The sequence below is a fragment of the Bacteroidales bacterium genome (genome assembly GCA_021648725.1).
GTDB lineage: Bacteria > Bacteroidota > Bacteroidia > Bacteroidales > JAADGE01 > JAADGE01.
The window spans coordinates 26,944-50,849 of record JAKISF010000017.1 but is presented as its reverse complement, the minus strand read 5'-3'; the positions used below and the strand labels follow the sequence as shown (position 1 = coordinate 50,849).

At 30.0% G+C, this 23,906-nt stretch carries 18 protein-coding genes; 5 read left to right on the top strand and 13 right to left on the bottom strand.

The annotated features are described in order from the left end of the window. Positions 1–75: 75 nt before the first annotated feature. The 4 genes from L3J35_08035 to L3J35_08020 all read right to left on the bottom strand — a co-directional run bounded on the left by L3J35_08035 (position 76) and on the right by L3J35_08020 (position 5,736). The gene (locus L3J35_08035) at positions 76–2,430 is read right to left on the bottom strand and encodes an OmpA family protein (GenBank protein ID MCF6366137.1); all 2,355 of its coding nucleotides are present in this window, start codon (positions 2,428–2,430) and stop codon (positions 76–78) included. A gap of 61 nt (positions 2,431–2,491) precedes the next feature. Then, complete coding sequence (locus L3J35_08030) at positions 2,492–4,459, bottom strand: glycosyltransferase family 2 protein (protein ID MCF6366136.1); 1,968 nt, start codon at positions 4,457–4,459, stop codon at positions 2,492–2,494. A 64-nt stretch (positions 4,460–4,523) separates the two neighbouring features. Beyond that, positions 4,524–5,138, bottom strand: a complete 615-nt coding sequence (gene recR, locus L3J35_08025; GenBank protein ID MCF6366135.1) for a recombination mediator RecR — start codon at positions 5,136–5,138, stop codon at positions 4,524–4,526. A gap of 13 nt (positions 5,139–5,151) precedes the next feature. After that, positions 5,152–5,736 (bottom strand): TIGR00730 family Rossman fold protein, encoded by a 585-nt coding sequence (locus L3J35_08020; GenBank protein ID MCF6366134.1) that lies wholly within the window; start codon positions 5,734–5,736, stop codon positions 5,152–5,154. A 54-nt stretch (positions 5,737–5,790) separates the two neighbouring features. Between L3J35_08020 and L3J35_08015 the strand changes: the two genes are divergently transcribed. Continuing rightward, positions 5,791–6,300: a gamma-glutamylcyclotransferase gene (locus tag L3J35_08015; protein MCF6366133.1), complete on the top strand. Its 510-nt coding sequence runs from the start codon at positions 5,791–5,793 to the stop codon at positions 6,298–6,300. Positions 6,301–6,332: 32 nt separating this feature from the next. After that, positions 6,333–7,721: a divalent metal cation transporter gene (locus L3J35_08010; protein ID MCF6366132.1), complete on the top strand. Its 1,389-nt coding sequence runs from the start codon at positions 6,333–6,335 to the stop codon at positions 7,719–7,721. 232 nt (positions 7,722–7,953) lie between these two features. Here the strand turns inward: L3J35_08010 and L3J35_08005 are convergent, their stop codons facing one another. The 7 genes from L3J35_08005 to L3J35_07975 all read right to left on the bottom strand — a co-directional run bounded on the left by L3J35_08005 (position 7,954) and on the right by L3J35_07975 (position 17,877). Then, complete coding sequence (locus tag L3J35_08005; GenBank protein MCF6366131.1) at positions 7,954–8,661, bottom strand: hypothetical protein; 708 nt, start codon at positions 8,659–8,661, stop codon at positions 7,954–7,956. Positions 8,662–8,732: 71 nt separating this feature from the next. After that, positions 8,733–10,418 carry a response regulator gene (locus L3J35_08000; GenBank protein MCF6366130.1) on the bottom strand — a complete coding sequence of 562 codons (1,686 nt, stop codon included), beginning with the start codon at positions 10,416–10,418 and terminating at the stop codon, positions 8,733–8,735. 109 nt (positions 10,419–10,527) lie between these two features. After that, positions 10,528–10,950 (bottom strand): hypothetical protein, encoded by a 423-nt coding sequence (locus L3J35_07995; GenBank protein MCF6366129.1) that lies wholly within the window; start codon positions 10,948–10,950, stop codon positions 10,528–10,530. Between the two features lie 77 nt (positions 10,951–11,027). After that, positions 11,028–14,612 carry an OmpA family protein gene (locus tag L3J35_07990; GenBank protein ID MCF6366128.1) on the bottom strand — a complete coding sequence of 1,195 codons (3,585 nt, stop codon included), beginning with the start codon at positions 14,610–14,612 and terminating at the stop codon, positions 11,028–11,030. 80 nt (positions 14,613–14,692) lie between these two features. Then, positions 14,693–15,202, bottom strand: a complete 510-nt coding sequence (locus L3J35_07985) for a hypothetical protein (protein MCF6366127.1) — start codon at positions 15,200–15,202, stop codon at positions 14,693–14,695. Positions 15,203–15,288: 86 nt separating this feature from the next. Then, on the bottom strand, positions 15,289–15,891 hold the full coding sequence (locus tag L3J35_07980; protein MCF6366126.1) for a hypothetical protein: 603 nt from the start codon (positions 15,889–15,891) through the stop codon (positions 15,289–15,291). 78 nt (positions 15,892–15,969) lie between these two features. Beyond that, positions 15,970–17,877, bottom strand: a complete 1,908-nt coding sequence (locus L3J35_07975) for a tetratricopeptide repeat protein (GenBank protein MCF6366125.1) — start codon at positions 17,875–17,877, stop codon at positions 15,970–15,972. A 196-nt stretch (positions 17,878–18,073) separates the two neighbouring features. Between L3J35_07975 and L3J35_07970 the strand changes: the two genes are divergently transcribed. From L3J35_07970 to L3J35_07960, 3 genes are read left to right on the top strand one after another with little or no spacing between them, the layout of a single operon-like run. Next, positions 18,074–18,910: a hypothetical protein gene (locus L3J35_07970; protein ID MCF6366124.1), complete on the top strand. Its 837-nt coding sequence runs from the start codon at positions 18,074–18,076 to the stop codon at positions 18,908–18,910. Further along, entirely contained in the window at positions 18,900–20,003 is a 1,104-nt protein-coding gene (locus L3J35_07965; protein MCF6366123.1) for a toxin-antitoxin system YwqK family antitoxin, read from the top strand. Before L3J35_07970 ends, L3J35_07965 begins: the two co-directional genes overlap by 11 nt. 26 nt (positions 20,004–20,029) lie before the next feature. Continuing rightward, on the top strand, positions 20,030–21,196 hold the full coding sequence (locus L3J35_07960) for a SiaB family protein kinase (protein MCF6366122.1): 1,167 nt from the start codon (positions 20,030–20,032) through the stop codon (positions 21,194–21,196). Here L3J35_07960 and L3J35_07955 read toward each other — a convergent pair. Together L3J35_07955 and htpG are read right to left on the bottom strand one after the other, a co-directional pair. Continuing rightward, entirely contained in the window at positions 21,193–21,573 is a 381-nt protein-coding gene (locus tag L3J35_07955) for a DUF1987 domain-containing protein (GenBank protein MCF6366121.1), read from the bottom strand. The genes L3J35_07960 and L3J35_07955 overlap by 4 nt on opposite strands. Before the next feature lie 176 nt (positions 21,574–21,749). Then, positions 21,750–23,807: a molecular chaperone HtpG gene (gene htpG / locus L3J35_07950; GenBank protein MCF6366120.1), complete on the bottom strand. Its 2,058-nt coding sequence runs from the start codon at positions 23,805–23,807 to the stop codon at positions 21,750–21,752. Positions 23,808–23,906 lie beyond the last annotated feature (99 nt).

Genomic DNA, 23,906 nt, shown 5'->3' with positions numbered 1-23,906 from the left:
ACACTATCTTAGCTTTGGTGCAAAAATAAGAAAATCATTCTTTCAAAAAAACCGGCAAATGCCGGCTTTTTTGAACTATTTCTTATAATTTGAGTTGTGTTCTGTGTCTTTATATTCTTCGGGAATATTTTTGAATTGTATAATTTTCAAATTAGGCTTTCCTTGTGACAAAATTCTAAATTCAACTCTTCTGTTATATTTTTTAGATTCTTCAAAATATTTTCCGTTTTTCTTATTAACGGTTACAGGATTATCCTCACCATAAGCACTCGTTATTACCTGGTTTTCAGCAGCACCTTTTTCTGTTAAATATGCTTTAACAGTTTTTGCTCTTTTTGCAGATAACTTGTTATTATATGCTGAACTTCCGACGGCATCAGTATATCCAATAATCTCAATTTTTGCATTTGAATTATCGGCAAGGTATTTTGCAAGTAAATCTAATTTATCATTTGAAGTAACTTGTAATTTAGATTTATCAAAGTTGAAATATACATTTTCAATTTCAACAATATAATCTTCCGGTTCTGTAACTTCTTTACGTTTTTCTTTATCTTCAATTGCTTTTTTAACGCTTAATATATCATAAATTGTATATTCAATTGTATTGTTCGGAATATCTCTCGAAGAGAGATCTGTGTAAATTCTGTCAGAATCTATTCCTTTACTTTTGATATAGTCAACAGCTTTATTTTTTCTTTCTTTTGAAAGTTCGTCTGCTGTTTTAGTGTAATCTTCCGTTGAGAAGTTTACAACCAAGTTTTCGTATTTATTAAGGTTTTCTGCAATTAAATCAAGTTCAGTTCTTGTATAATCATTAAAATCACTGCTGTTTTCATCAAATCCGGTATTTTTAAATTTTACTGTTTTACCTTCTTCAATTTTAACAAGTATCGGGTTTTTCTCTATCTTTTCGACACCTAACATATCTTCCGTTGTAATATTTTCTGTATCAAAAACATAATCGGGAGATTCGTAATAGAATTTATAGTTTTTATCTTGAACAACAACAGTTTTGTATTTTCCTTTTTCAAGATTTAGTGTATAGGCATCCGGATGTTCTTCCGAATTTATATCAATAACCGTAACTTCGCCTTTATCAATAGGGTATAAATCTTTATCAATTTCTTTTCCTTTCACTTCACTTTCTACGATAAGAGAGTTGTCAGGAAAGATTGTTTTAAATATTTCTGCATTATCAGATTTTCTTCTTGTAAAATATGCTGTTTGTTCGTCAGAGAGAGGGAAGAAAAAAACATCATCTTCAACTGTATTAATAGGAAATCCGACATTTACGGGTTCACTGAAAGTTCCGTCATTTTGCAACATACATTTAAAAATGTCGTAACCTCCCATTCCTTTATGACCTTTTGAGCTGAAGTAAAAAGTCATTCCGTCTGAAAGCATATACGGAGACTCTTCATCTGCTTTCGTATTTATATTAATATTTGAGGGCTCGCCCCAAGTTCCGTCATCTTTTAAGTTTGACACCCAAATGTCTCTTCCGCCTTTACCGTCTTTTCTGTCACTTGAAAAATATAATGTTTTACCGTCAGGAGAAAGAGCAACATGTCTCTCTGTACTTTTTCGTTTATTTATGTTTTTTCCTAACTTTTTTGGTTCTGTCCATGAATTGTTTTCTAAAGTACTCGTATATATATCTCCGAGTCTGTCTTCTGATGATTTATAAATAAATATTATTTTACCGTCTAATGACAGTCCGCCTGTTGCATCATGTTCTTTTGTGTTAACCGGCAACCCTATATTCACAGGTTCCGAGTTTTCTTCCCACGACCAAATATCCTCAAAGTATTTTCCTTCTTCGCTGATTGCTTCTCCGCTTATTCCTCCCGGTCTTTTTGAGGTAAAATATAATTTTGAACCGTTTGCGGTAGGAACCGGCGTATGATCGTCATATCCTGAATTTAAAATATCAAGACGAGTAACAATAATGGGCTTAAAGTCAAAAAATAATTGTTTTGCAAAATCGGCATTATTTATTGAAGTTTCCATCTCTTTTTTCTCATTATCACTTAAGGCAAAAGATGATAGTGTTTTTAATGTTTCTACTTCTTCATCAAATTGATAGAGGTTATGATAAACTTTCGCTTTATAAAAAACAGCTGCTTTGGTATAATCGCTTTCTTTTTTACTTTTTTTATAATCATTTATAATGAAATCAAAATGTTCCATTGCTTTATCTTCCTCATCTGTATATAATTCGCAAATACCCGTATAAAAATTATATTCTAAGTTTCCCTTTTCTGATTTCAACAATTCTGAATATAACTTCTTTGCTCCTTTATATCTGTAATTAGCAAAAAGATCTTGTGCTGCTATTAATTTCTTGTTTTTGCTCCTTTTTGTCTGAGCATCAGAACTATTAAAGAATAATGCCAGCGAAATAAATAATAATAATATTTTCTTCATGTGCCTATATAATAAATAGTTATTTTAGATATGCGACAAATATAATTTTTAAATTAATATATTACAATTTTTTATTACCAATCTTATCAAATGATTTATAAATGATATAAATATCATCGGTTAAATTATATTTCCTCGCATATAACATATTAATTCTCAGAATTTCTTTTTCATCAAATATCGGGAAATTAACAGGCGAGAGAATACCTTTTTTAATTTCAGGCAATTTTTTCGGAACAGAGGTATTATTGCCGGCATATCCTACCCAAGAATATTTTCCTGATAATACCTTAAAAATATTTTTTATAAAGTTTACTTTATTTTCGACCAACAAAAATAAAATCGGATAAGAAATAAGAAAAATAATTGAAAAAAATATATCACTGAATCTTTTTATTCTGACATTAACCGGTTTCACAATAGTCTTAACATCTGACACATACAGTTCTCCGGATGAGTGAATCGAATTGCTTCCGATTACAGATTGTGTTTTGTGGTGTGCAATTTTTATTTCAACAGAACTTCCCTGCAATTTTTTCATTATATTGATGACGTCATCAACGGTTATATTTTTTAAACTGAATATAATTTCGTTTATTTTTCTTTCTTTAATTTCTATGCTAAGTAAGTGAAAAAGATTATCTTCATTATATTTTTTAAATGGAGTAATGCCTACCTTTTCATCGTTATTTTCTGCTGAGTTGATTAGTTTTTTTATTCTTAAATATTCATCAGAATCTGAAACAACAAGTATTTTCTTTTCACTTTTCTTTTTAAATCCGAAATATTTAAATTTAAATACAGTAAATATTGCTCTTAACAGCCATGAGAAAAACATTGACCAAGCAGTTCCCAGCAATAATAATGCTCTTGAATATCGAAATTCTTCATTCAGCAATGAATAAAATACTAAAATTACGAATGAGCCGGCTAAAATTCCTTTAAATAATTTTTTAGAATCTAAAGGTCGTTTGTAGCCTTTTGCAATATAAACAGAAAGAACCCAAAATGCTACATATACGGGAACAGCATAAATCATATATTCTTTCGGGTAATAACCCTCTTTATTGAAATTATATGCTTCCCAAATCGGTTTAATAAAATAAAATCCGGCATAAAAGACTGTTGCATCTAATACAGGCAATAATGCAGATTTAAAAATTCTTTTTGAAAATGATAATGCCGCTCTGAACCAAACAGCCAGCCTTATTAATACAGAGAAAATTGCAACTTTTTTATTTGAGAAATGTTTTTTTGCAAAAATTACCATTGCATTGTAAAACATAAACACATAATTTAAACTTCCTTTTTTTGTGCTTTCTCCTTTGTAATGAATAATTGATGTTTCCGAGAAGAAATAATTCTTATAACCTGCTTTTATAACTCGATAAGACATATCAATATCTTCTCCGTACATAAAAAAATCTTCGTCTAAAAGCCCGGATTTATCTAATGTTTTTTTTCGCAACAGCATAAATGCACCGGATAACACTTCAACTTCATGTGTTTTATTTTTATCTAAGTAACTAAGATGATATTTCCCGAATTTTTCAGATTTAGGAAATAACGAAGATAAACCGAACATCTTATAGAAAGATACGGCAGGGGAAGGAAAAGATCGTTTAGACTCAGGAAGAAATTTGCCGGAACCGTCAATCATGTGAACCCCCAGACCTCCGGCATCATTATTTTTATCAATAAAATTAACGACTTTTGAAAAGGTGTCTTCACTTACAAGTGTGTCAGGATTTAACAATAAGATATATTCTCCTTTTGCCAATTTAATTGCCTGGTTATTTGCGGATGAGAATCCTACATTTTTTTTATTCTCAATCAGTTTTATTCCGGAAAAGTTTGCTTTAATCATTTCACAAGAATCATCTTGCGAGTTATTATCTACAACAAAAACTTCAGAAGAATTGCTGCCGAAAATATTTGCAAAGTCCTCTTGTGCTTTCTTTACAGAATACAGGCATTGCTCAAGAAAATATTTTACATTGTAGTTTACTATTATTATTGACAACTTCATTGATGTTTTCTATAGTTTTCGTTTTCTTACATTACAAAATTAAAATGTCTTGTGTACTTTGCAATTAATTTTCAAATATAATTCTGTTTACAATTGATTTTCCGAGAGTTATTTCATCGGTATATTGCAACTCACTTCCTATTGAAACCCCCTTTGATAAAACAGTTACTTTAATGTTAAAATCTGATATTTTCTTATATAAATAGTAGTTTGTTGTATCTCCCTCCGGAGTTGTATTCAGTGCTAATATAATTTCTTCTGTTTTTGAATTTTCTAATCTCTCAACCAAAGAATCGATTTCAATATTATCCGGACCTATTCCGTCCATAGGAGAAATTAAACCGTTTAAAACATGATACGAGCCGTTGTATTGCCTTGTTTTCTCAATTGCAATTACGTCATTAATATTTTCAACTATACAAATTTGCGAATTGTTTCTTTGTTTGTTTTTACAAATTTCACACACATCATAATCTGAAACATTTTTACAAATTTTACATTTTTTAATCTTTTTTTTTAGTTCAATAATTGTTTCTCCGAAAACCGTTACATCTTCTTCCGTTTTCTTTAATAAATGAAGAACTAACCTTAAAGCTGTTTTGCTTCCTATTCCCGGCAATTTTGCAAATTCGGCAACGGCATTATTTAATAATTTTGATGAATAGTCGATATCTTGCATTTTTTTAAAAATTTTAAAACCATTTTTTAACTGCTTCGAAAGGGGAATATTCTTCTATATATTTGAAAGCATTCTCAATTGAATTTGTAACAAAATAAATTTTACGATAATCAGATTTTGCAACTTTTTCGAGATAAAGAGTTTCAAAAAACTTTAATAAATTATCATAAAAACCGTTAATATTTAAAATAATTACGGGTTTGTTATGGTATCCGAGTTGCTTTGCCGTAATAACTTCAGAAAGCTCTTCTAAAGTTCCGAAACCGCCGGGAAGAGCTATAAAAGCATCAGCCAATTCTGCTAATTTAGCTTTTCGAGTATTCATATCAGGAGTTACAATCAATTCATTAATTTTTTTGCAAGCAAGCTTATTATCTAAAATTCTTTGCGGTATTACACCTATTGCATATCCGTTATGTTCTCTTACAGTTTCGGCAAGTTTTCTCATTAAGCCCACATCAGCACCTCCGAAAACAAGCGTATATTTATTTTCAATAATCTTGTGTGCTAACTCTTCTGCTTTTTCAAAGTAAATATTATTTATTGCTTCACTTGAAGAACAAAATACGCAAATATTTTTTTTCTCGTCTTGTTTCATTATCCGATTAATAATACATATCTTGCAAATTCTAAATAACAAAAGTAAACATAAATGATAAATAATGTAGATTTTCCTATTAAAGTATTTGTTTTCGGAACATTAAGGAAAGGCGGAAGACTGGAATACTACATGAACGGCAGTATTTATTCGGGCAAATATTATACGGAAGGTCAATTAATGAAATCGGAAATAGGAAGTGCTTATATTGATTTCAACACAAAAAATGTAGCAACAATGGGTGAATTGTACTATTTAGATTTTCCGGGGTTATTACGAATTGATCATTTAGAAAGTACTTCGGGCGAGTTTCCGAAAGGTTATGATTTAGATTTAGCACCTATTTGGAAGTACAGTGACTCTCAGTTTACATTTAATTCGGAAGAGGAAAACTATGCTTTTGTTTATAAAAGAAGGAATGAGCCTATAAAAATTACTTCCGGAGATTGGATTAACCGACCAAAACCTATAGATGAAATAAAAAAGTTCTTAGAAAATAATAACAACAAGGATTTGGGTGCTGAAGGCTTAATCTCACATATGCTTCACTATTTAAAGAAATAAAATTTTATATTTGCATTATAATCTTTTGACGTATGTTAAGAAAACGTATTTTAAGTATTTTGTTTTGGTCGGTTGTATCAGCGGCTTTTATAGGTCCGGGTACAATAACAACCGCTACCAAGGCAGGAGTTTTCTTTAACTTTCAACTTCTTTGGGCATTAGTTTTTTCAACTTTTGCAACTCTTTTATTACAAGAAGCAAGTGCCCGACTTGCTATTAACAGCAAATTAAACTTGGGAGAAGCAATTTCTAAAAAGTTTGAGGGAAAATCAAGCAGAACATTAGTTTTATTTATAATTATAGTTGCAATTGTTTTAGGATGTGCCGCTTATGAGACAGGTAATATTCTCGGTGCGGTTGCAGGGTTAAAAATGATATTTGATATTCCTGCGTATTATTTCGTGGCAGGTATCGGTGCTTTGGCAATCTTAATCTTCTTGTTAGATTCTGTTCATAAAATAGCAAAGTTAATGGGTTTGGTTGTTTTTATGATGGGTGCAGCATTTTTATTTACTTCAATTTCATTAAAACCCGACTGGGGGCAAGTGCTTCACGGAAGTGTTGTTCCGATTATACCGGAAGGGCAAGGGGCTGCACTTATTATTATTGCTTTAATAGGAACTACTGTTATACCTTACGATTTATTTTTAGGTTCGGGGGCATTAGATAAAAAACAGTCGATTAAAGATATGCGTTTCGGTTTGGCATTTGCAATTATCTTCGGAGGTATTATTTCTATGTCAATTATGGGAGTAGGTAATGCTATTACGGAGGCAATGTCTGAAATTGAAAAAACAGAATTTCTTTCAAATCTTAACTTCAATAAAGACGGCTATACTTTACTTACAGGGCATCTTCAAAAAGAAATAGGAATGTTTGCGGTTTATATTTTTGGTTTCGGAATGTTTGCCGCAGGTTTTTCTTCTGCCGTAACATCTCCTCTTGCTTCTGCAATTACGGCAAAAAGTTTATTTACAACAGAGAAAAATAAGAAAAAATGGAGTCCTAATAAATTGTATTTTAAATTAGTAATAGGAGGTGTATTAGCAGTAGGACTTATTTTTGGTTTTATGGAAATTAAACCTATTCCTGCTATTATTATTGCTCAGGCTTTTAACGGGTTAATTTTACCTTTAATTGCCGTATTTTTAATATATGTGGTAAATGATCCTGAAATTATAGGTGAAGACAATTTAAACGGATGGATTTCCAATATTTTAATGGGTATTGTTTTGTGGGTTACGATGATATTGGGTTTCGCGAATATTTCTCAATCTGTTGCAAAAACATTAGGGTATAACTTAGAAAGTACTGATGAAAAACTGATGATTCCGGTAATTATTATTTCTTTCTTAATTTCAGCCGCTTTACTTTGGAAAATCTACAAAAAAAGGATTAAACTTGTAGAGCAGCGACTTTGAATTTGATTTCTCTGTTATTAATGAAGTTTTCCGACATATCAAAATTCCAAATACATTCTTCTCTTAAATTATTAAGCGGCAGCTCTGTTTTAATTCGTTTTTTTTCACTTATTAGTATATCTTTTTATTGTGTTCATATTGATAATAATCGGTTATAAGACAAGGCATATTTTTTTGTAAACTTTCGATGTGAGTTTGTTCGGTTTTTTTTATGAAGTTCTCAATTTCAAAATTAATTATTTTTAATTTCGTTCGTAAGTTTCTCTATTTCTGTTCTTATGGGCAAACTGTCAATATTTTCAGTATCTTCGGCAAATTCTTTATCTAAGTTTGCGATATATTCGGTAACTTCTTGTTTAATGCTGAAATCTTCTTCTATTTTTTCAATATCATCATGTAATAAGTCTAATTTACCGGTTTTTTCAAACATACCCTCGAAGTCTCCGGTTTCAGATTTCATTTTTGCTATTCTTTTCTTATGTTTACTCAACAATTTGAGTTTATTTTCTTCACTTCTGATTTGCTTAATATTTTTACGAGTATTTCGGTATCTTTCAATAATTTCTTCGTACTCTTTTATTAATGTTTCACAAAACTTTATTTTTGATTCGCTCAACTTTATTTGTTCTCTGTATTCTTCAATAACCTTATCGGTTTTCTCAACTAACCTTTTGCTTATTTTTAGGTTATTTTCGTGATATTTAATGTTTTCATACTCGCTTAACTCTTCGTACCAAAAAGCGGTGGGTACATCGAATATTTCAAGTATAATATCTTTTGCCCATTTTTTAATATTTGAAATGTTATCAAACTCTTTATTTTTTTCTGCTATACATTTTTTTAATGCTGTTGAAACTTGCTCTTCAAAATTATTCTTTAAGGTTGGCGGTTCGCTGTGTTCGTCTTTTGAACGAAATATCCCTTTAAAAAAGTTCATCATATTAATTTAATACTTATGGTTATCAGACATTCCAACAACAAGGAGTTCAATATATTTATTAAAGAATTCAATTAACTTAATTGTGCTTTCATCTTCTTAAGTAAGAGCTTGAAATTTGTAGGTTTTGTAGTATAATCGTTCATTCCTACGTCAAAACATCTTTTCTTAATTTCGGAAGACGCATTTGCGGTTACGGCAATTATAGGAATGTGGTAGCCGATTCCGATTTCGGCTTCTCTTATTTTTTCGGTAGTTTTAAATCCGTCCATTAAGGGCATTCTTATATCCATAAGAATAATATCAACCCTTGTTGAAGCATATTTTTCTAAAGCGTCTTTACCGTTTTCTGCAATTATTATTTTTTTAACATGTTTTTGAAGATTTAAAGTCATAACTTTGCTGTTCATAACATCATCTTCTACTAATAATACAGTTACATCTTTTAAATCTTTCCGGTTCTTTTTATTAAAAAAATTATCATCTGAAATTATTTTGCTTGCTTGTTCTTTTATTTCATTACGCGAAAAATCAAAGCTGAATAAGAATGAAGTTTCAGACTCATTATTATTAATTTCATAATGCCCGCCAAGAATAGAAGTTAACTCTTTTATCATTAAAAGCTCTTTATTTTCAATTTTTTCAAAGTTAATATATTGTCCGTCAGACAAACATTCCTTTAAAACAGGACAATCAGCATTCCCTTTTATTTTGAGCAGTACTGTACCTGAATCATCTTTTGTTGTTGAAATTAAATCAACCTTCAAAGAATCGTTTTCATTATTGTTATAGAAGAAGTCGATTACTGATATAATAATTTGAATAAGGATTAATCTATCTCCGAAAACAAATTGAGGAATTTTACCTGAAAGATGCAAAGAACACCTTAGATTGCTGTATTTATCTGTTTCAAAGAGACTTACAGATTTTTTGATAACTGAGTTTATGTTAAATAGCACTTTTTCTCCTTTAATTTGAAGTAACCGTTTATCAAAAGTTTCCGGAATAGAATTAACAATAGTAATCAAATTACTGACAGACAACTCAGCTTCTTCAACAACTTCACCTCCTAACACATCCCGTTTTAAATTAAAAATACCTGCAATATTATTTAACGGTGTTCTTATTTGATATGATAGTTTAGACAGAAACTCTTGTTTCTCCATTAGCTTTTTTTGCAAATCAATAATTTGTTTGTTTTTATTATTTAACGCTTGTTGTTTTAACCTTAAATAGTATTGCATAAATAATAAAATTGTAATATATGCTCCGGTATATCTCAAAATTAAATCAGCAGGGTACTCAACCCATAAGTTACCGCCGGGCACAATAAAAATAATAAGTGTAACACTAAAAAAGATTAAAGAAAATAGGTTTGCTTTTTTAATACAAAAAGTAAAAAAAACTAATGTCGGAAAAGTTAAGCCCCAAATAATAGAGGTTTTATCACCGGCACCTTTAATTATAAGAATTAAAAATAGAATAGTTATCAGAATTATTGATACAAAAGACCAAACTCTGTAATTTTTTGTTTTTTTAAAAATAAAAAAAATTAAAGTGAAAGAGAGAAAAAACGGGAATAAGATATAACTGATTAATCTTTCAAAAAAGAAAAAGTTAGTTATTGAGAAAATTAAATTCAACAATGCTACGGCAACTATTGTAAAATTTAACAGAAGTGTTCTTTGAACATTTTCTGATTCTGAATTATTTTCTCGGTCATGTTTTAAGATACCGGAAATCTTATTAACAAATGACATAATTTTAGGTTAAATGAGAGATATAATACCATTTTTCATGTAAATATACGAAATTAAAAGGATATATAATACTTTTTTTGATTAGTTAATTATATATCCTTTTAATTGTTTAATCTTCTACTTTATCAATAACAGCCTGATCAATATTATATTCATATTGAAACACTTTATAGCCGTCTCCTCTTTTAACAAAGTTGAGTTTTTCATAAACAGTTTTTCCTTTTTCGGTTTCACATTTGAACTTCAACAAAACTGTTGTTACACCGTTTTTTGTATTTGTTGCAAAACCGTACCGGCTGTATGAATTTACTTTTCCGAAAGCTCTTGCATGTTGGTCAAAAACATCATAAAAGGTTCCTTTAAGTCCGGCATCAATTACAGATTCTTTATCTAAAATTGATTCCATTTTTGCTTCATTTTCTGTATTAAAAGCTTCAAAAAAATCGTCGGCAGCTAATTGTGCGTCTTCAACCGATTCGCAACTTGTAAGAAATAAAATTGCGATAATGCTTAATGTAAAAATTTGTTTCATAAGTTTCATATTTTTAATTTTTTAATAAAGTGCAATATACAAAAAAAACAAATTTTATAAAACATTTTATAAAATATTTAGAACGCAGCGACTCTTATTTCAACCCTTCTGTTTCTTGCTCTGCCAGCATCAGAGTCGTCTTGGGTTCGCGGAGAAGAGTTTCCCATTGCTCTGATTTTCATTCTTGCTTCATCAAGCCCGTTTTTAACAAGATATGATGCAACAGATGAAGCTCTTATTTTTGATAATTCAATAGGGTTAACAAGTAAAGCTTCCATATTATCAGTATGTCCGGAAATTTCAATATGAATATCAGGGTTTAAGAATAATATTGACAACATATTGTCTAGTTCTGCCATAGCAAGAGGCGATAATTCTGCGTTTTCGGGTTTAAAACTAAGATTATCTGTTTTAATTTCTTCGTCAATTACAATTTTCTTTAATAAAATATCGTGTGTAATGTTCTCAAAAGTCGTAACCTGTTGAATATTTAAATTGGCTTTATATGTCCAGTAGCCTTTTGAAGTTGCCTTAATATTATAATCTTTTCCTGCAAAGAAAGATGTAAAATAAACTCCGGTTCTTTTACTTGATGCTGTTTCTGAAATTAAATCGTGTGTATTAATATTGTGTATTGAAACTGTTGCATGAATAGGGATTAATGAATTAGCATCTTTTACTATTCCTCTGAGATTTGTTTGTTTAATAACTTTAATATCTTCAAACGAAAAATCATTATCTGCAACGTCATCATCATCAATTAAAAAGTCGCTTTCGTCAAAAGCAATTTTTCTGTCTTTTTCATCGAAATCAAAACTTAGCTCGAATTGTTTATAACCGTTGAATTTTACAATATAATATTCTTGTCTGAGATTAAAATGTTCATAAAATATATTATTTATTTTTACTTTATAATAATCTGAAACAGGGATATATAATTCAAAATTACCTTCTTTATCCGTCAATGATGTATAGGTTTTATTGTCTCCCTCAACAATTATTTTTATGTTATCAATAGGTATTTCTCCCAAAGCAGAATGTTTGGTTCTGTTTAAACTGACTCTGCCGAAAAGTTTATTTCTTTCAAGAAAAGGGATATGCATAACCGTATCACTGTTGATTGTGAAGTTTTTCTTTACCTCATCTGTTTCAAAAGTTCCCAGATTCATATCTTTCGGTGAATATTTTATAGTGTAGCTGCCTTCTGCCATGTTAATATATTCTATGGAACCTTCTTGATTGGTAAACAGTTCATTTGTAATAAATTCGCCATTATAATTTACATCTGCGGCATCAGCTTCTCGGTTGCTTCTTTGGATATCGGCTAATACTTTTTCAACCCCGGGTTCATTGGCATCATGTATTCGGTTGCCATTCAAATCTTTATAAAATACGGCTTTATAGTTATAATATTTTAAACGAGGTTGATTGAAATGAAATGATTTAATTATTCCAATTTCAAAATACGTTGTTGAATACGAACTTGTTACACTTGCAACATCTGAGCTTGATGTAGTGTTTTGGTATGAAGTTGTGTTTACAAACCTAAAATCCCAGCCTTTTTTTGCATGCCACATAACACTACTCATTATGTTTATTCTGCTGTTTTTTGCAATAAGATCATTAATATATGAGCTTCTTATAACTAATTTAAGCCTTCTCTTAAAAAAGTCATTCTCATAAGAAGGCATTATATTTAGTGACTTAGAAAAGTTAGAAAAATACAAATAAGAGAATTGTTGTGTTATATTGTAAGGTCCGTTATAATATATCATATGCAGACCGATATGTTTTTGTTTATAATTAAATGTTATTTCGGAAACAGGGTATGTTCGTTCACTAAGGGTATTGCCCATATAAATATCATTATAATATTCAGAATACCTGTAAACATTTGTATAACCAAACTTTCCTGTGAGGGAAAAAGTTCTTTGAGAAAAGCTGTCATAAACTTTTATACCTAATTCACCTTTCAAACTTATTGATGAAAAAGGAATATCATCAGAAATAGAAGTAAGATTATTTGTTCTTTGTTGATCAATATTAGCACCTCCGAAAAGTTGTACATTATTAACTGATTGCCGAAAATAAATAAGTCTTAATTGCTGATAATCAGTAAATCTGTTATAAAAAAGCTCTCCGTTTTGTACATAATAAGGAGTATATGACAAATAAGAGTAAAATGTATTTATCATAGATTTATCAGAAATCGGAATAAATAAATATGCTCTTGTATCATTTCGTCCTTTAGTGTAGCCGGAATAAGTAGGAGAACCATATTGGCTATATATTTTAAAGTCGATTTTATTTAAATCAAGAGAAAAATCCAGCCTATAGCCCCACCCGTTTATTAATCCGGCATTAACCCTGCTGTCATCTGTTTCGCTTATTCCGTATAACATTGACAGCCTTGATTTATTAAACAGTCTTGTATTTAACTTTCCGTAACCGGATTTTGAGCTTATATTGATTCCTCTGTCGTCAGTATAAGCTCCTCCTAATTCAAGAGTCAATGCTTTTTTGAAATTATGAGTATAATACAAACCATAATTATCTTTTATTACAGGAAATCTTTGAGTGTAAACTGCATTTATAGTACCAAACTTATTAATTTTCTGTGAAACAAATAAACCTCTTCCGTACATAGTTTGTTCCACGTTGCCTGTATAATCTCCGAGAAAGATTGTTGTTTTAGGGGTTTTTATACTTACTAATGCTCTGCTGTTTATATAAATATTATTTGTACTAGGGTCTTTATTCATATTCTCAAAAGAATATGTAACTTCTCTCCTTTTTTTTAACAGAATTTTACCGGTAATTGATCCTCTGTATTTTGCATTTGTATTGCTGAATATATTAAATGCGGTTAATTCTATTCTGAGAGGTAAATTATAGTTTGGATATTCATTTACATATTTCCAGTCTAAATAATTAAACCAAAGCATTTTTGATATAACGGTATCGTTTGCACTAACATTTAGTTTTATTTTATGAACTTTGAATTTCTCAACATCAACATTGTTCTTTAATTGAACATCAAACATAACCGTTTTTGTAGTTCCGGCTTCAACCATAACATTTTCAACAAATATATTTTGGTCTTCAACAAGTAGTGAAATGTCCGGTTTAGCAGTAATATTAACAATTTCATCAATATTCCCTCTGTTTTCAAGTATTAATGAAAAAGATGATTTTAAATCTTTTTGGTCAAAATATCTTGAACGTCTGGCAGTTTTTATATTAATTTGTGATTTTATGGGGATATTCAGGAAACTGTATTCTGTATCGTATATAGAACCCGTTTCGTCTGTAATTGTAGCAACAATAACATATCCTACTCCGCCTTTTGCATTATTATTTACTGTAACTCTTACAGGAAGTTTAATATTTCCCAAAGGCGGCAAGTTTATTTTTTCGTATGAATCTCCGATTACCTCCCAGCCTTTTGGTGTATTTAATTTTAGGTTAAAGCTTTTATCCTCATTTGTAGTATTTTTAATAAGCAGAACATTAAAAAATGATTTACCGGGAATAATCTCAACTTTATCTTTTAAAAATCTTACTTCAATGTCTCCTTTATCTAAAGCAATTTGACCTTTAATAAGAATATTAAAAAAGAATATAAAAAATATAAATAGCAAATATTTATATAATGTAGTCATATAAGATGTTAGTGTCAATAAACTTAGCCTCCGAATACTTAATACCGAAACAGATAGATTACTGATATTTCAATCCTTTATTATTGAGGTTGCAGAGTGTATAATATGTCTACAAAATAATAATCGGGTTTTTCTCCCAATAAAGGCGTTGTAGTGCCTACATGATAAGTCAATGTTAATGTCGTAAAACTTCCGGGGGTTTGAGCTCCGTTTTGAACTAAATGAACATTGTCAACATTTGTTAATGCCAACGGACCGTTATAAAGAGCAGTAACATCGTTTCCGGAAACTTCTATTTCTATTGTGCTTAGGGGTAAAGTGTTACCATAGTCCCCGACAATATTAGCCGTAGAAGCTTTTACATCTAACTCCCAAAGTAAAGCTGTTTGAACTCCTACATTTGTAGTATCAATGAAATAAACCGTAGCAATTGTGCTAAGGCTCATTCCATTACGATACTTCTCGAAAGAGTTAAAATTAAAAAAGAGTGTTTCTCCTTCACTGACCATTGATAATCGAGATGTTGTATTCTGACTTTTAAGAGCTAATACCATAGCTATTAACAAGAATGTAAATACAATCTTTCTCATAGGCACATATAACTTTTCCAAAATTGAAAAAATGAAATAATAAGTAATAAAACAAAAACTTTAAATAATTAAAGTAATTCTGTTTTTTACATGGGCGACAATAAGATTGCTACATTTACAACATATCTGTCCGAAGATAAATCTTGTGACAATAGAGTACCGGCATTCATTGATCCTTCCATTGTTCCGAATCTCCAATTTATTGTAAAATCATTCTGGGTAATATCTCCCGCAGAAGCACCGTTAATTCCTGCAATAATTGTTGCTCCCGGGGAAACTAACATACCCTGAACAGCTGCAATCAAATTCCAGTCTGTAGCATCAACTCCTGTTGCTCCCGGTGTCACAGCCATCTCATAACCTAAATTATCTATTAACATAGTATTAGGTGTGACACTTTGATCAACCCCGGTAAAAGTAGCTGCATCAGCATACATATCAACATTAAAATCAACAGAAGATGCAACCGTAAAAGTTGTTATATAAGGTGCTCCTGCTGCTACACCTGAGGTGTATTGACTCATTGTATTAATTGAATATTCTAAATTTCCTCCGCTTGTGACATTAAGCCTTAAAATTGAGTTTAGTGTAACGCCGACGGGAATAATTCCCATATCTGAAACAGGTTGTGAAAATGCAACACCTAATGAAAGGATTATTGCTAAAAAAGAAATAGTTAACTTTTTCATGATGTTTAATTTTTTGGTTAAAGAATATTTTTTAAAAGTGTAATTAATTTATAAAGGTATATATATTTTATTCAATTCTCAAATTTTATTTGGATAAATCTTAAAACCTATAACAAGAATATCATCTATTTGGTCTGTTTTTCCTTGCCATTTTTTTAAAAAAAGACTCAAAATATCTCTTTGTTCAGACATAGGTTTTTGATGAATTTCCATCAATAAACCTCTAAAAAATTTAGTCATTAATTTTCGGTTTGTTTCTTCTCCTGTTTGATCGGCAAATCCGTCCGAAAATATATAAACCGTTGTAGGGCTGTCAATTTCAAATGTGTTATTAGTAAACCTTTTTACTTCACTTCTGTCATAAATAATCCCTCCTATAGGTTTAACATTCCCTTTAACTCTGTGCATTTTCCCGTCTTTCATATAAATCATCGGATTTTTTGCACCTGCAAATTCAAGAATATTTGTTTCAGGACAATAACTACATAAAGCCATATCCATTCCGTCTCGGTTTTTTGTGTCTGCTTGTCTTAGGGTCTTTCTAACACCGTTATGCAACTCATCCAAAATTTCTCCGGGTTTGTGTATTCTTTTTTGTTCAACAATATCATCTAACAAGTTAAAACTCATCATGGACAAGAATGCTCCGGGAACACCATGCCCGGTACAATCAATTGCTGAAACAAAAAACTTTTTCATCGGCTTTTCTCCTTTCCGATTTATTACGGCATCTTTAAACCAATAGAAATCACCACTTACTTTATCTCTCGGTTTAAACAAAATAAAGGAATCTGCAAAATATTTGGTTAAGTTCTCTTGTTTCGGCAACAGTGACTTTTGAATATTAACAGCATAATCAATACTGGAATTTATATCTTTATTTTGTTCTTCTATTTTTAAAAATGCATTAGTCAGTTCTTCATTTTTTAATTCGATATTTTTGTTTTGTTCTGCAATTAATTTATTAGTTTTTGCCAGAAGTAAATTATGTTTTTTTCTTCTTCTTATATTAAACATTAAACCGATAACTATTAATGCTATAAAAACTATAATACTTACTCCGACAATAACGTAAAACCGTTGGTCTGCTTTATCTTGTTTCCTTTGTATTTTTGTTAGTTCTTTATCTTTCTCTAATAATTCTATTGCAACACTGTCTTGTTTTATTTTATATTGTACAATAGCCAACGAATCTTCTCTTGCTTTTAGTTTTCTGGACAATGTATCCTCTGCAAGTTCTTTATTCTTTTTAATAAGTTCGAGTTCAAGTTGTTTTGCACGTGCTTCTGCATCTTTAATGCTTAATTCTGCAATTGATTTAATCCGTACTTCACTAACTTGTTCCTCTGTTTTTGTTTTTTCAAAATGTTGCCTGTATGAAGCATATTTATCAAGATATTCAGCTGCTTTTTGCTCATTTCCTATTTGTTGATAATTTTCAGCCAACATTCTGTAACTAATGAGCATTAACCTTGAGTCTTGAATATCACTTGCAATTTCAAGTGCTTTAATTACATTAATAATTGCGTCTTTGTATTTCTGCTGAATTGACAAAACATAAGCTAAATCTAATAAGCCGGATGAAATTTGTGCCTGATTACCTAAGTTCTTTCTTATCTTTAAGCTATTTTGGAAGTAAAGCAATGATTTATCATATTCGCTGATATTGGCATAGAGCAAACCTAAATTACTGTATATCTTCATTACTTTGTCATACTCTTTATTTTTTCCGTGTATTTTTGCAGCTTCTTTAAGGTAAGGTATAGCTTTTAAGTTTTCATTTCTTTCAAAACAAAGAATTCCTGCTTTATAATATTGATTAGCAGCCTTATTTGTTTCCTCATTCTTTAAAAACTTTTTTGCAGATTCTAAAAAACCCTCAAGTATCTTTTCTTCTTTTTCTGAAAGTTGAGCAAAAGTATTTATGTTTACAGAAAATAATAAAAATATTATCACATAAACAGTATTATGTTTAAAATTGATCATAATCCTGAATAATTTAATAAAATATAACTACCATAAACGAACAATAGCCCTGCTAATATTCTTCTGATTATCAGCGAAGTGAAGCATTAACTTTTGATGTTCCTTTTTTAAATGGTTTTAATAGTTATGTAAATTAATTTTTTTTTTCTAAATTTGAAAATCTAAAAGTAATTTTTTTTTACATAAATGCCAAAAAATGTATAAGATTAGATTTTTAATATCTTTTTTATTAAGTTTCTTTATTCTTGAAGTTTATGCTCAAGATTTTGAAGTCGGTCCTGCTATTTTCAATTTCAGCATTGATCCGGGAGAATCACAGACCAAGGTTTTTACAATAAAAAATCATTCTAATTTTAAGACATCATTTACAATATCATTTGCAGATTTTGTTTTAAACAGTGACGGGAATAAAGAAATAATGAAAAGGAATTCATCAAAAAATTCCTGTACAGAATGGATAACACCGGAAAAAAACTTTTTTGATGTAAATCCAAACGAAAAAATAGAGTTGAAAATAACAATGTTAGCTCCGGGGGATGATTACTCTACCAAATGGTGTATGATGTACATCCAAACAGTTAATGTGAAAACCAGTTTTGATGCTGATAAGTCCGGAATAGGTGCCGGTGTACATTTAAGCGGCAGAATTGCCGTACAAATATTCAGAACTTCAGTTTCGGGTGCAAAATCTGATATGTCAATAAAATATTTACAAGAAAAGAAAGATTCAGAAAGCGAAGAACGTATTTTTTCTGCAACAATTGAAAACAACGGTACCGTAATTGAGGACTGTAAAATAATCTTTATTGCATCTGATTTAAATTCGGGAGAAGAAATTGAATTTGACCCCATTAATGTTAAATCATTTCCCGGATATAACAGAGAAGTGCAATTTTCGTTACCAAAAACATTGCCGCCCGGAGAATACTCCTTTGCAGTACTGTTAGATTACGGGATAAATACCACGTTAAAAGGAACAAGACTTAAAGAAACATTGATAATACTTCCCCAAAAAGAAAATAGTGATAAATAAGCTGTTAACAATACTGTTGTTTTATTCTTTTATGTTACCTTCAATTGTTTTCGGACAAAGTTTAACTAAAACATATTATTCTGATACAATTAACTGCGTTAAAGAAGAATATTATGCTATTGTTACCGAAAGTGACACATTTAAAACCGGAGCATATACTTATTTCTATAAAAACGGAAATAAAATGCAAGAAGGTAAATTTGAGAACAACCTTCTTAACGGTCTTTGGAAAGTATATTATCCAGGCGGAAATTTAAAATCTGAAATTACATTTGAAAACAGCAAAAAAACCGGAGAATTTAAACATTATTTTGAAAACGGAAAACTTAAACAAGTCGGCAGATACAAAAATGGATATCCCGACGGTTTAATTATAACTTATTATAAAACCGGAAAAATTAAAATATCCGGAAAATATACAAACGGCATATTAAACGGCAGAGTTGAAAAATTCAGAGAAAACGGAACAAAAGAAGAAGTAATTACATACAAAAATAATAATATTGACGGATATTGGGAGGCATATTACGACACAGGGGAGTTGAATTATAAAGGAATAAAAAAAGGAGATTTATACATTGATACTTTGTATGTATATTATAAATCCGGCAATTTACAAAGAAAATGTTTTTATAAAGACGGAAAACTGAACGGAAACTTTTACGCTTATTATAAAGATAAAACGTTGAGTGCAAAATATCATTATTCAAACGGGCTTTTAAACGGAACATACAATTCATACCACACAAACGGAGCTCTTGCAGAAGCAGGAGGCTATTTTCAAGATTTAAGAGTCGGAAAATGGGAATCCTTCTATCCTGACAGTAATTTATTTTCAGCAGGTGAATATTTAGGCGGACAATTTGACGGGTTATGGAAAATATATTACCAAAACGGAAAACTCAAACAAAAGGGTTTATTTAAAAACGGAAATGCAGAAGGGAAATGGCAATTTTTTCATGAGAACGGAACTATTTCCGAAGAAGGAAAATATTTAAATGACAGTAAAACCGGTATTTGGAAAGTTTATAATAATTCGGGAGAACTTATAAAAAAAAATAAATACTTAAACGGACAACTTATCAAAGAATAAGTATTTAGTATGAAAATAAAACACTTATGTCAGAAAATAAAAACACCGATAATTTAATAGTTGACGAGAATGAAAATCTCAAGCAAATTGATTTAGCCTATGAAATGACCAAATCGGTTGATGAAGATTATATTGAATATGTTTACAGAGGTAACTTTTCGGAAAACATTACTGCCAATATTTTAAATTTGACTGATGCAAAATTTGTAAATGACAAGGATGCATACAGCAGCAGAAAACGAATTTCATATTTATTAATTGAATCTTTACAAAATGTTATCAGACATCATGATGCACCTGATGACAATTTTTACTCAGAAAGTTTATTCGTAATTCAGAAAACAAAAGATTCCATATATATTACCACAGCAAATGTTGTTGAAAATAATAACATTAAGAAATTAAAAGATTACTTAACTAAAATTAAGGGTTTTACTCCGGAAGAACTTAAAAAAGAATACCATAAAATACTATTAGACGGAGTAATCAGTGAAAAAGGCGGAGGCGGTCTCGGGATTATTACAATGGCGAGAAGAACAAACGGACGTTTTAACTTTGAATTTAAAAAAATAGATGATACATATTCTTATTATTACTTTCAAATTCGTTTAATAATCACGGAGGAGCCTGAAAAAGAATCTGTTAATGAGTTAGTTTCTCTTAAGCGAATTTCAAAATTTCACAGCTTATTAAATAAAGAAAATATTCTTTTAAACTTTAACGGTTCTTTTGCATTTGAAAATCTTGAAAGCATACTTCCGATTATTGAGTCACATTCAATAGGCGGACAAGAAATAAAAAAGAGAGTATTTGATTTAACGGTTAATATGCTTCGAAATATAATTAATTTTGCAGATGAGTTTCATCAAGATGAAAGTGCCGTTCCGCATAACAGCAGAGGTGTGTTTTTATTAAGCAAAAGAAATAACAAATTATTTTTAACGGCAGGAAACCTTATTTTAAACGATAAAGCTTTAATTCTAAAAAACAAAATAAACATTATTAATAATACCGAAACCGGCAGTTTAATTAAAATAAAAGATTACTTAGCACATTTCTTTTTATATGACCTAACCGAAAGACCTGATTTAAGTTTAATAGATATGAAATTAAAAAACAGGAGTAATATTAACCACGTATTTAAAAGAATAAATTCGAAAACTTCTTACTTTATATTACAGCTTGTTATTTAATGTTTTACGGCAATAAGTTCGAAAGGCAAGTTTATTAATTCAATTAAATCTTCACCCATTTCCATTATGTCCTCATCGTCCTCATCATAATACCATTTAACATTTATTTTCTTTCCGTCATCCATAAACGTATTAAGCTTAATTAAAATCTGAAATATTTTTTTGTGTGATGCACTGTTAAGTATTGTAAAATACAACTCACAATTCAACTCTTTATCAAGCAAAGGTATGGTTTTATCAATCCATTCAATAACCGGCTTATATACTTCTACTGTATCTTCCGAAAAAGAGGGACCTTTTATTTGAAAAACATTTCCTTCAAGGTTCAAGTTTATTAAGGGTGTTTTTTTTGTTTTCTCAGTATAAATACTTTCCATTACAGAAATTTATTTAAAATATTTAAGTTTCAAATATACAAATAAAATATATAAATCTTCCAATTTTTTTATAATTATGAAATAAAAGAAGTAAGTATGTATTAATTTCTAACAAATTTGCGTAAAAAAAGCCGAATTTATTAAATTCGACTTTCAAAAAATTAGAGAAAAGAAGTTTATACTTTATCTATCATCTCAACACTTCTTTTTACAAACTTATTTAAAGATTCTCCTTTAAGCATATTATTTGCAAGCAATCCTAAATCTACTAATTGCTTAACAATTTTATGGTCTTCTCCGAATTTAGAGAGTATTTTTCGCTTACTTTCTTCAATTTCAGAAGTTTTTTTATTCAATTCCTCTCTTTTATCTTTTTCTTCTTGCGTAATTTCTTCGTCTTTTTTCCCTTTTTGTAATTTGTCTAAAGCCTCAATATCATTTTTAACTTTACTCAATGATTTATCTGCTTCTTTAATCTCAGAACCTATTGACTCATACATTTTATCTTTTAACCCCGTAATCAAATCATGGTTTGAGTTAACAATAAGATTATAGCTGTCGGGTAAGTTTCCGTAATATCCTGCTTCACCTCCGAGCTTTGACATATCTTTCATCCTTCTCATAAATTCATTTTGCGTAATCAAAGTAGGATTTGATTTTTCGGATAACGCCTCAAAACTGACCAAATAAGTTGCATCTTTCGGAATTTGACTTTGAAATACCGCAGTTAAATTAGATTCATCCTCTGAACTTAATTTTGATTCAAAGCCGTCTTCTTTTGCTATTAATTTCTCAATTACATCTGCATCAACACGAGAAAAACGTTTGCCTTCAAGCTTTGGTTCTATCGTATTAATAAAATGTGCATCAAGCTGACCGTCCATTACAAGTACGTCATAACCTTTTTGTTTTGCTTCCTCTATAAAACTGTATTGCCCTACAGGATCTGTTGTGTAAAGATAAATTACGGTATTATCTTTATCTGTTTGGTTAGGTTTTACAAGTTCTTCATATTCTTCAAATGTAAAATACTTGCCTTCGGTATTATTAAGTAAAAAGAACTTCATTGCCTTTTCTTGAAACTTCTCATCACTTAACATTCCGTATTCGATGAAAACCTTCAAATCATTCCATTTTTTCTCGAAGTCTTCTCTTTGGTCATTAAAAATTTCTTTTAATCTGTCGGCAACTTTTTTGGTAATATGACTTGATATTTTTTTAACATTTCTGTCACTTTGTAAATAACTTCTTGAAACATTCAAAGGAATATCGGGAGAATCCAAAACACCGTGGAGTAATGTCAAAAATTCAGGCACAATCCCCTCAACGGAGTCAGTAACAAACACTTGCCGCTGATAAAGTTGGATTTTATTTTTTTGCAACTCTAAATTTCCCGTAAACTTAGGGAAGTATAAAATCCCGGTTAAATTGAACGGATAATCAACATTAAGATGAATATTAAACAAAGGATCGTCAAAAGTCATCGGATAAAGTTCTTTGTAAAAGCTTTTATAATCTTCATCTTTCAAGTCTCCGGGTTTTTTTGTCCAAGCCGGAGCTGTATTATTAATTATTTTATCTTTATCCGTATCAACATGTTTATCGTCTTTCCATTCTTTCTCTTTCCCGAATGCAATTTCTACCGGTAAGAACTTACAATACTTATTAAGGAGTTCATTAATTTTGCTGTCTTCCAGAAACTCTTTTGAGTCATCATCAATATGTAATATTATATCGGTTCCTCTGCTTTCTTTTTCAATTTCCTCTAATTTAAAATTGGGACTTCCGTCACATTCCCATTTTACAGCTTTTTCGTCTTTTTTGTATGATTTTGTTCTTATTTCAACTTTATCGGCAACCATAAAAGAAGAATAAAAACCAAGTCCGAAATGCCCTATAATAGCATTAGTATCATCTTTATATTTTTCCATAAACTCTTCAGCACCGGAAAAAGCAATTTGGTTAATGTATTTATTAACTTCCTCGCCTGTCATTCCTATTCCTGAATCTGAAAAAGTTAATGTTCCTGCTTTTTTGTCAGCTTTAACACGAATAGTTAAATCTCCCAGCTCATCTTTATAATCTCCTTTTGATACAAGAATTTTCAACTTTTGGGTAGCATCAACAGCATTTGAAATCAATTCGCGAAGAAATATTTCATGGTCGGAATACAAAAACTTTTTAATTATCGGGAATATATCTTCGCCCGTAACATTTATTTTTCCTTTTTTCATCTTATATAATATTTAAAATCATTTGTTGAATTCAATTTTCAAACAATATGCCGTTTCAGTTTTGCTGACATTTTTGCAGTATATGTAATGGTGTTTTTG

Bases quoted from the DNA above. Each gene is read 5' to 3' on its own strand.
- L3J35_07985 (MCF6366127.1), bottom strand. From the start codon at position 15,202: ATGAGAAAGATTGTATTTACATTCTTGTTAATAGCTATGGTATTAGCT.
- L3J35_08020 (MCF6366134.1), bottom strand. From the start codon at position 5,736: ATGAAACAAGACGAGAAAAAAAATATTTGCGTATTTTGTTCTTCAAGT.
- L3J35_08010 (MCF6366132.1), top strand. From the start codon at position 6,333: ATGTTAAGAAAACGTATTTTAAGTATTTTGTTTTGGTCGGTTGTATCA.
- recR (MCF6366135.1), bottom strand. From the start codon at position 5,138: ATGCAAGATATCGACTATTCATCAAAATTATTAAATAATGCCGTTGCC.
- L3J35_07970 (MCF6366124.1), top strand. From the start codon at position 18,074: ATGTATAAGATTAGATTTTTAATATCTTTTTTATTAAGTTTCTTTATT.
- L3J35_07960 (MCF6366122.1), top strand. From the start codon at position 20,030: ATGTCAGAAAATAAAAACACCGATAATTTAATAGTTGACGAGAATGAA.
- L3J35_08015 (MCF6366133.1), top strand. From the start codon at position 5,791: ATGATAAATAATGTAGATTTTCCTATTAAAGTATTTGTTTTCGGAACA.
- L3J35_07955 (MCF6366121.1), bottom strand. From the start codon at position 21,573: ATGGAAAGTATTTATACTGAGAAAACAAAAAAAACACCCTTAATAAAC.
- htpG (MCF6366120.1), bottom strand. From the start codon at position 23,807: ATGAAAAAAGGAAAAATAAATGTTACGGGCGAAGATATATTCCCGATA.
- L3J35_08030 (MCF6366136.1), bottom strand. From the start codon at position 4,459: ATGAAGTTGTCAATAATAATAGTAAACTACAATGTAAAATATTTTCTT.
- L3J35_07995 (MCF6366129.1), bottom strand. From the start codon at position 10,950: ATGAAACAAATTTTTACATTAAGCATTATCGCAATTTTATTTCTTACA.
- L3J35_07990 (MCF6366128.1), bottom strand. From the start codon at position 14,612: ATGACTACATTATATAAATATTTGCTATTTATATTTTTTATATTCTTT.
- L3J35_08000 (MCF6366130.1), bottom strand. From the start codon at position 10,418: ATGTCATTTGTTAATAAGATTTCCGGTATCTTAAAACATGACCGAGAA.
- L3J35_08005 (MCF6366131.1), bottom strand. From the start codon at position 8,661: ATGATGAACTTTTTTAAAGGGATATTTCGTTCAAAAGACGAACACAGC.
- L3J35_07975 (MCF6366125.1), bottom strand. From the start codon at position 17,877: ATGATCAATTTTAAACATAATACTGTTTATGTGATAATATTTTTATTA.
- L3J35_07980 (MCF6366126.1), bottom strand. From the start codon at position 15,891: ATGAAAAAGTTAACTATTTCTTTTTTAGCAATAATCCTTTCATTAGGT.
- L3J35_08035 (MCF6366137.1), bottom strand. From the start codon at position 2,430: ATGAAGAAAATATTATTATTATTTATTTCGCTGGCATTATTCTTTAAT.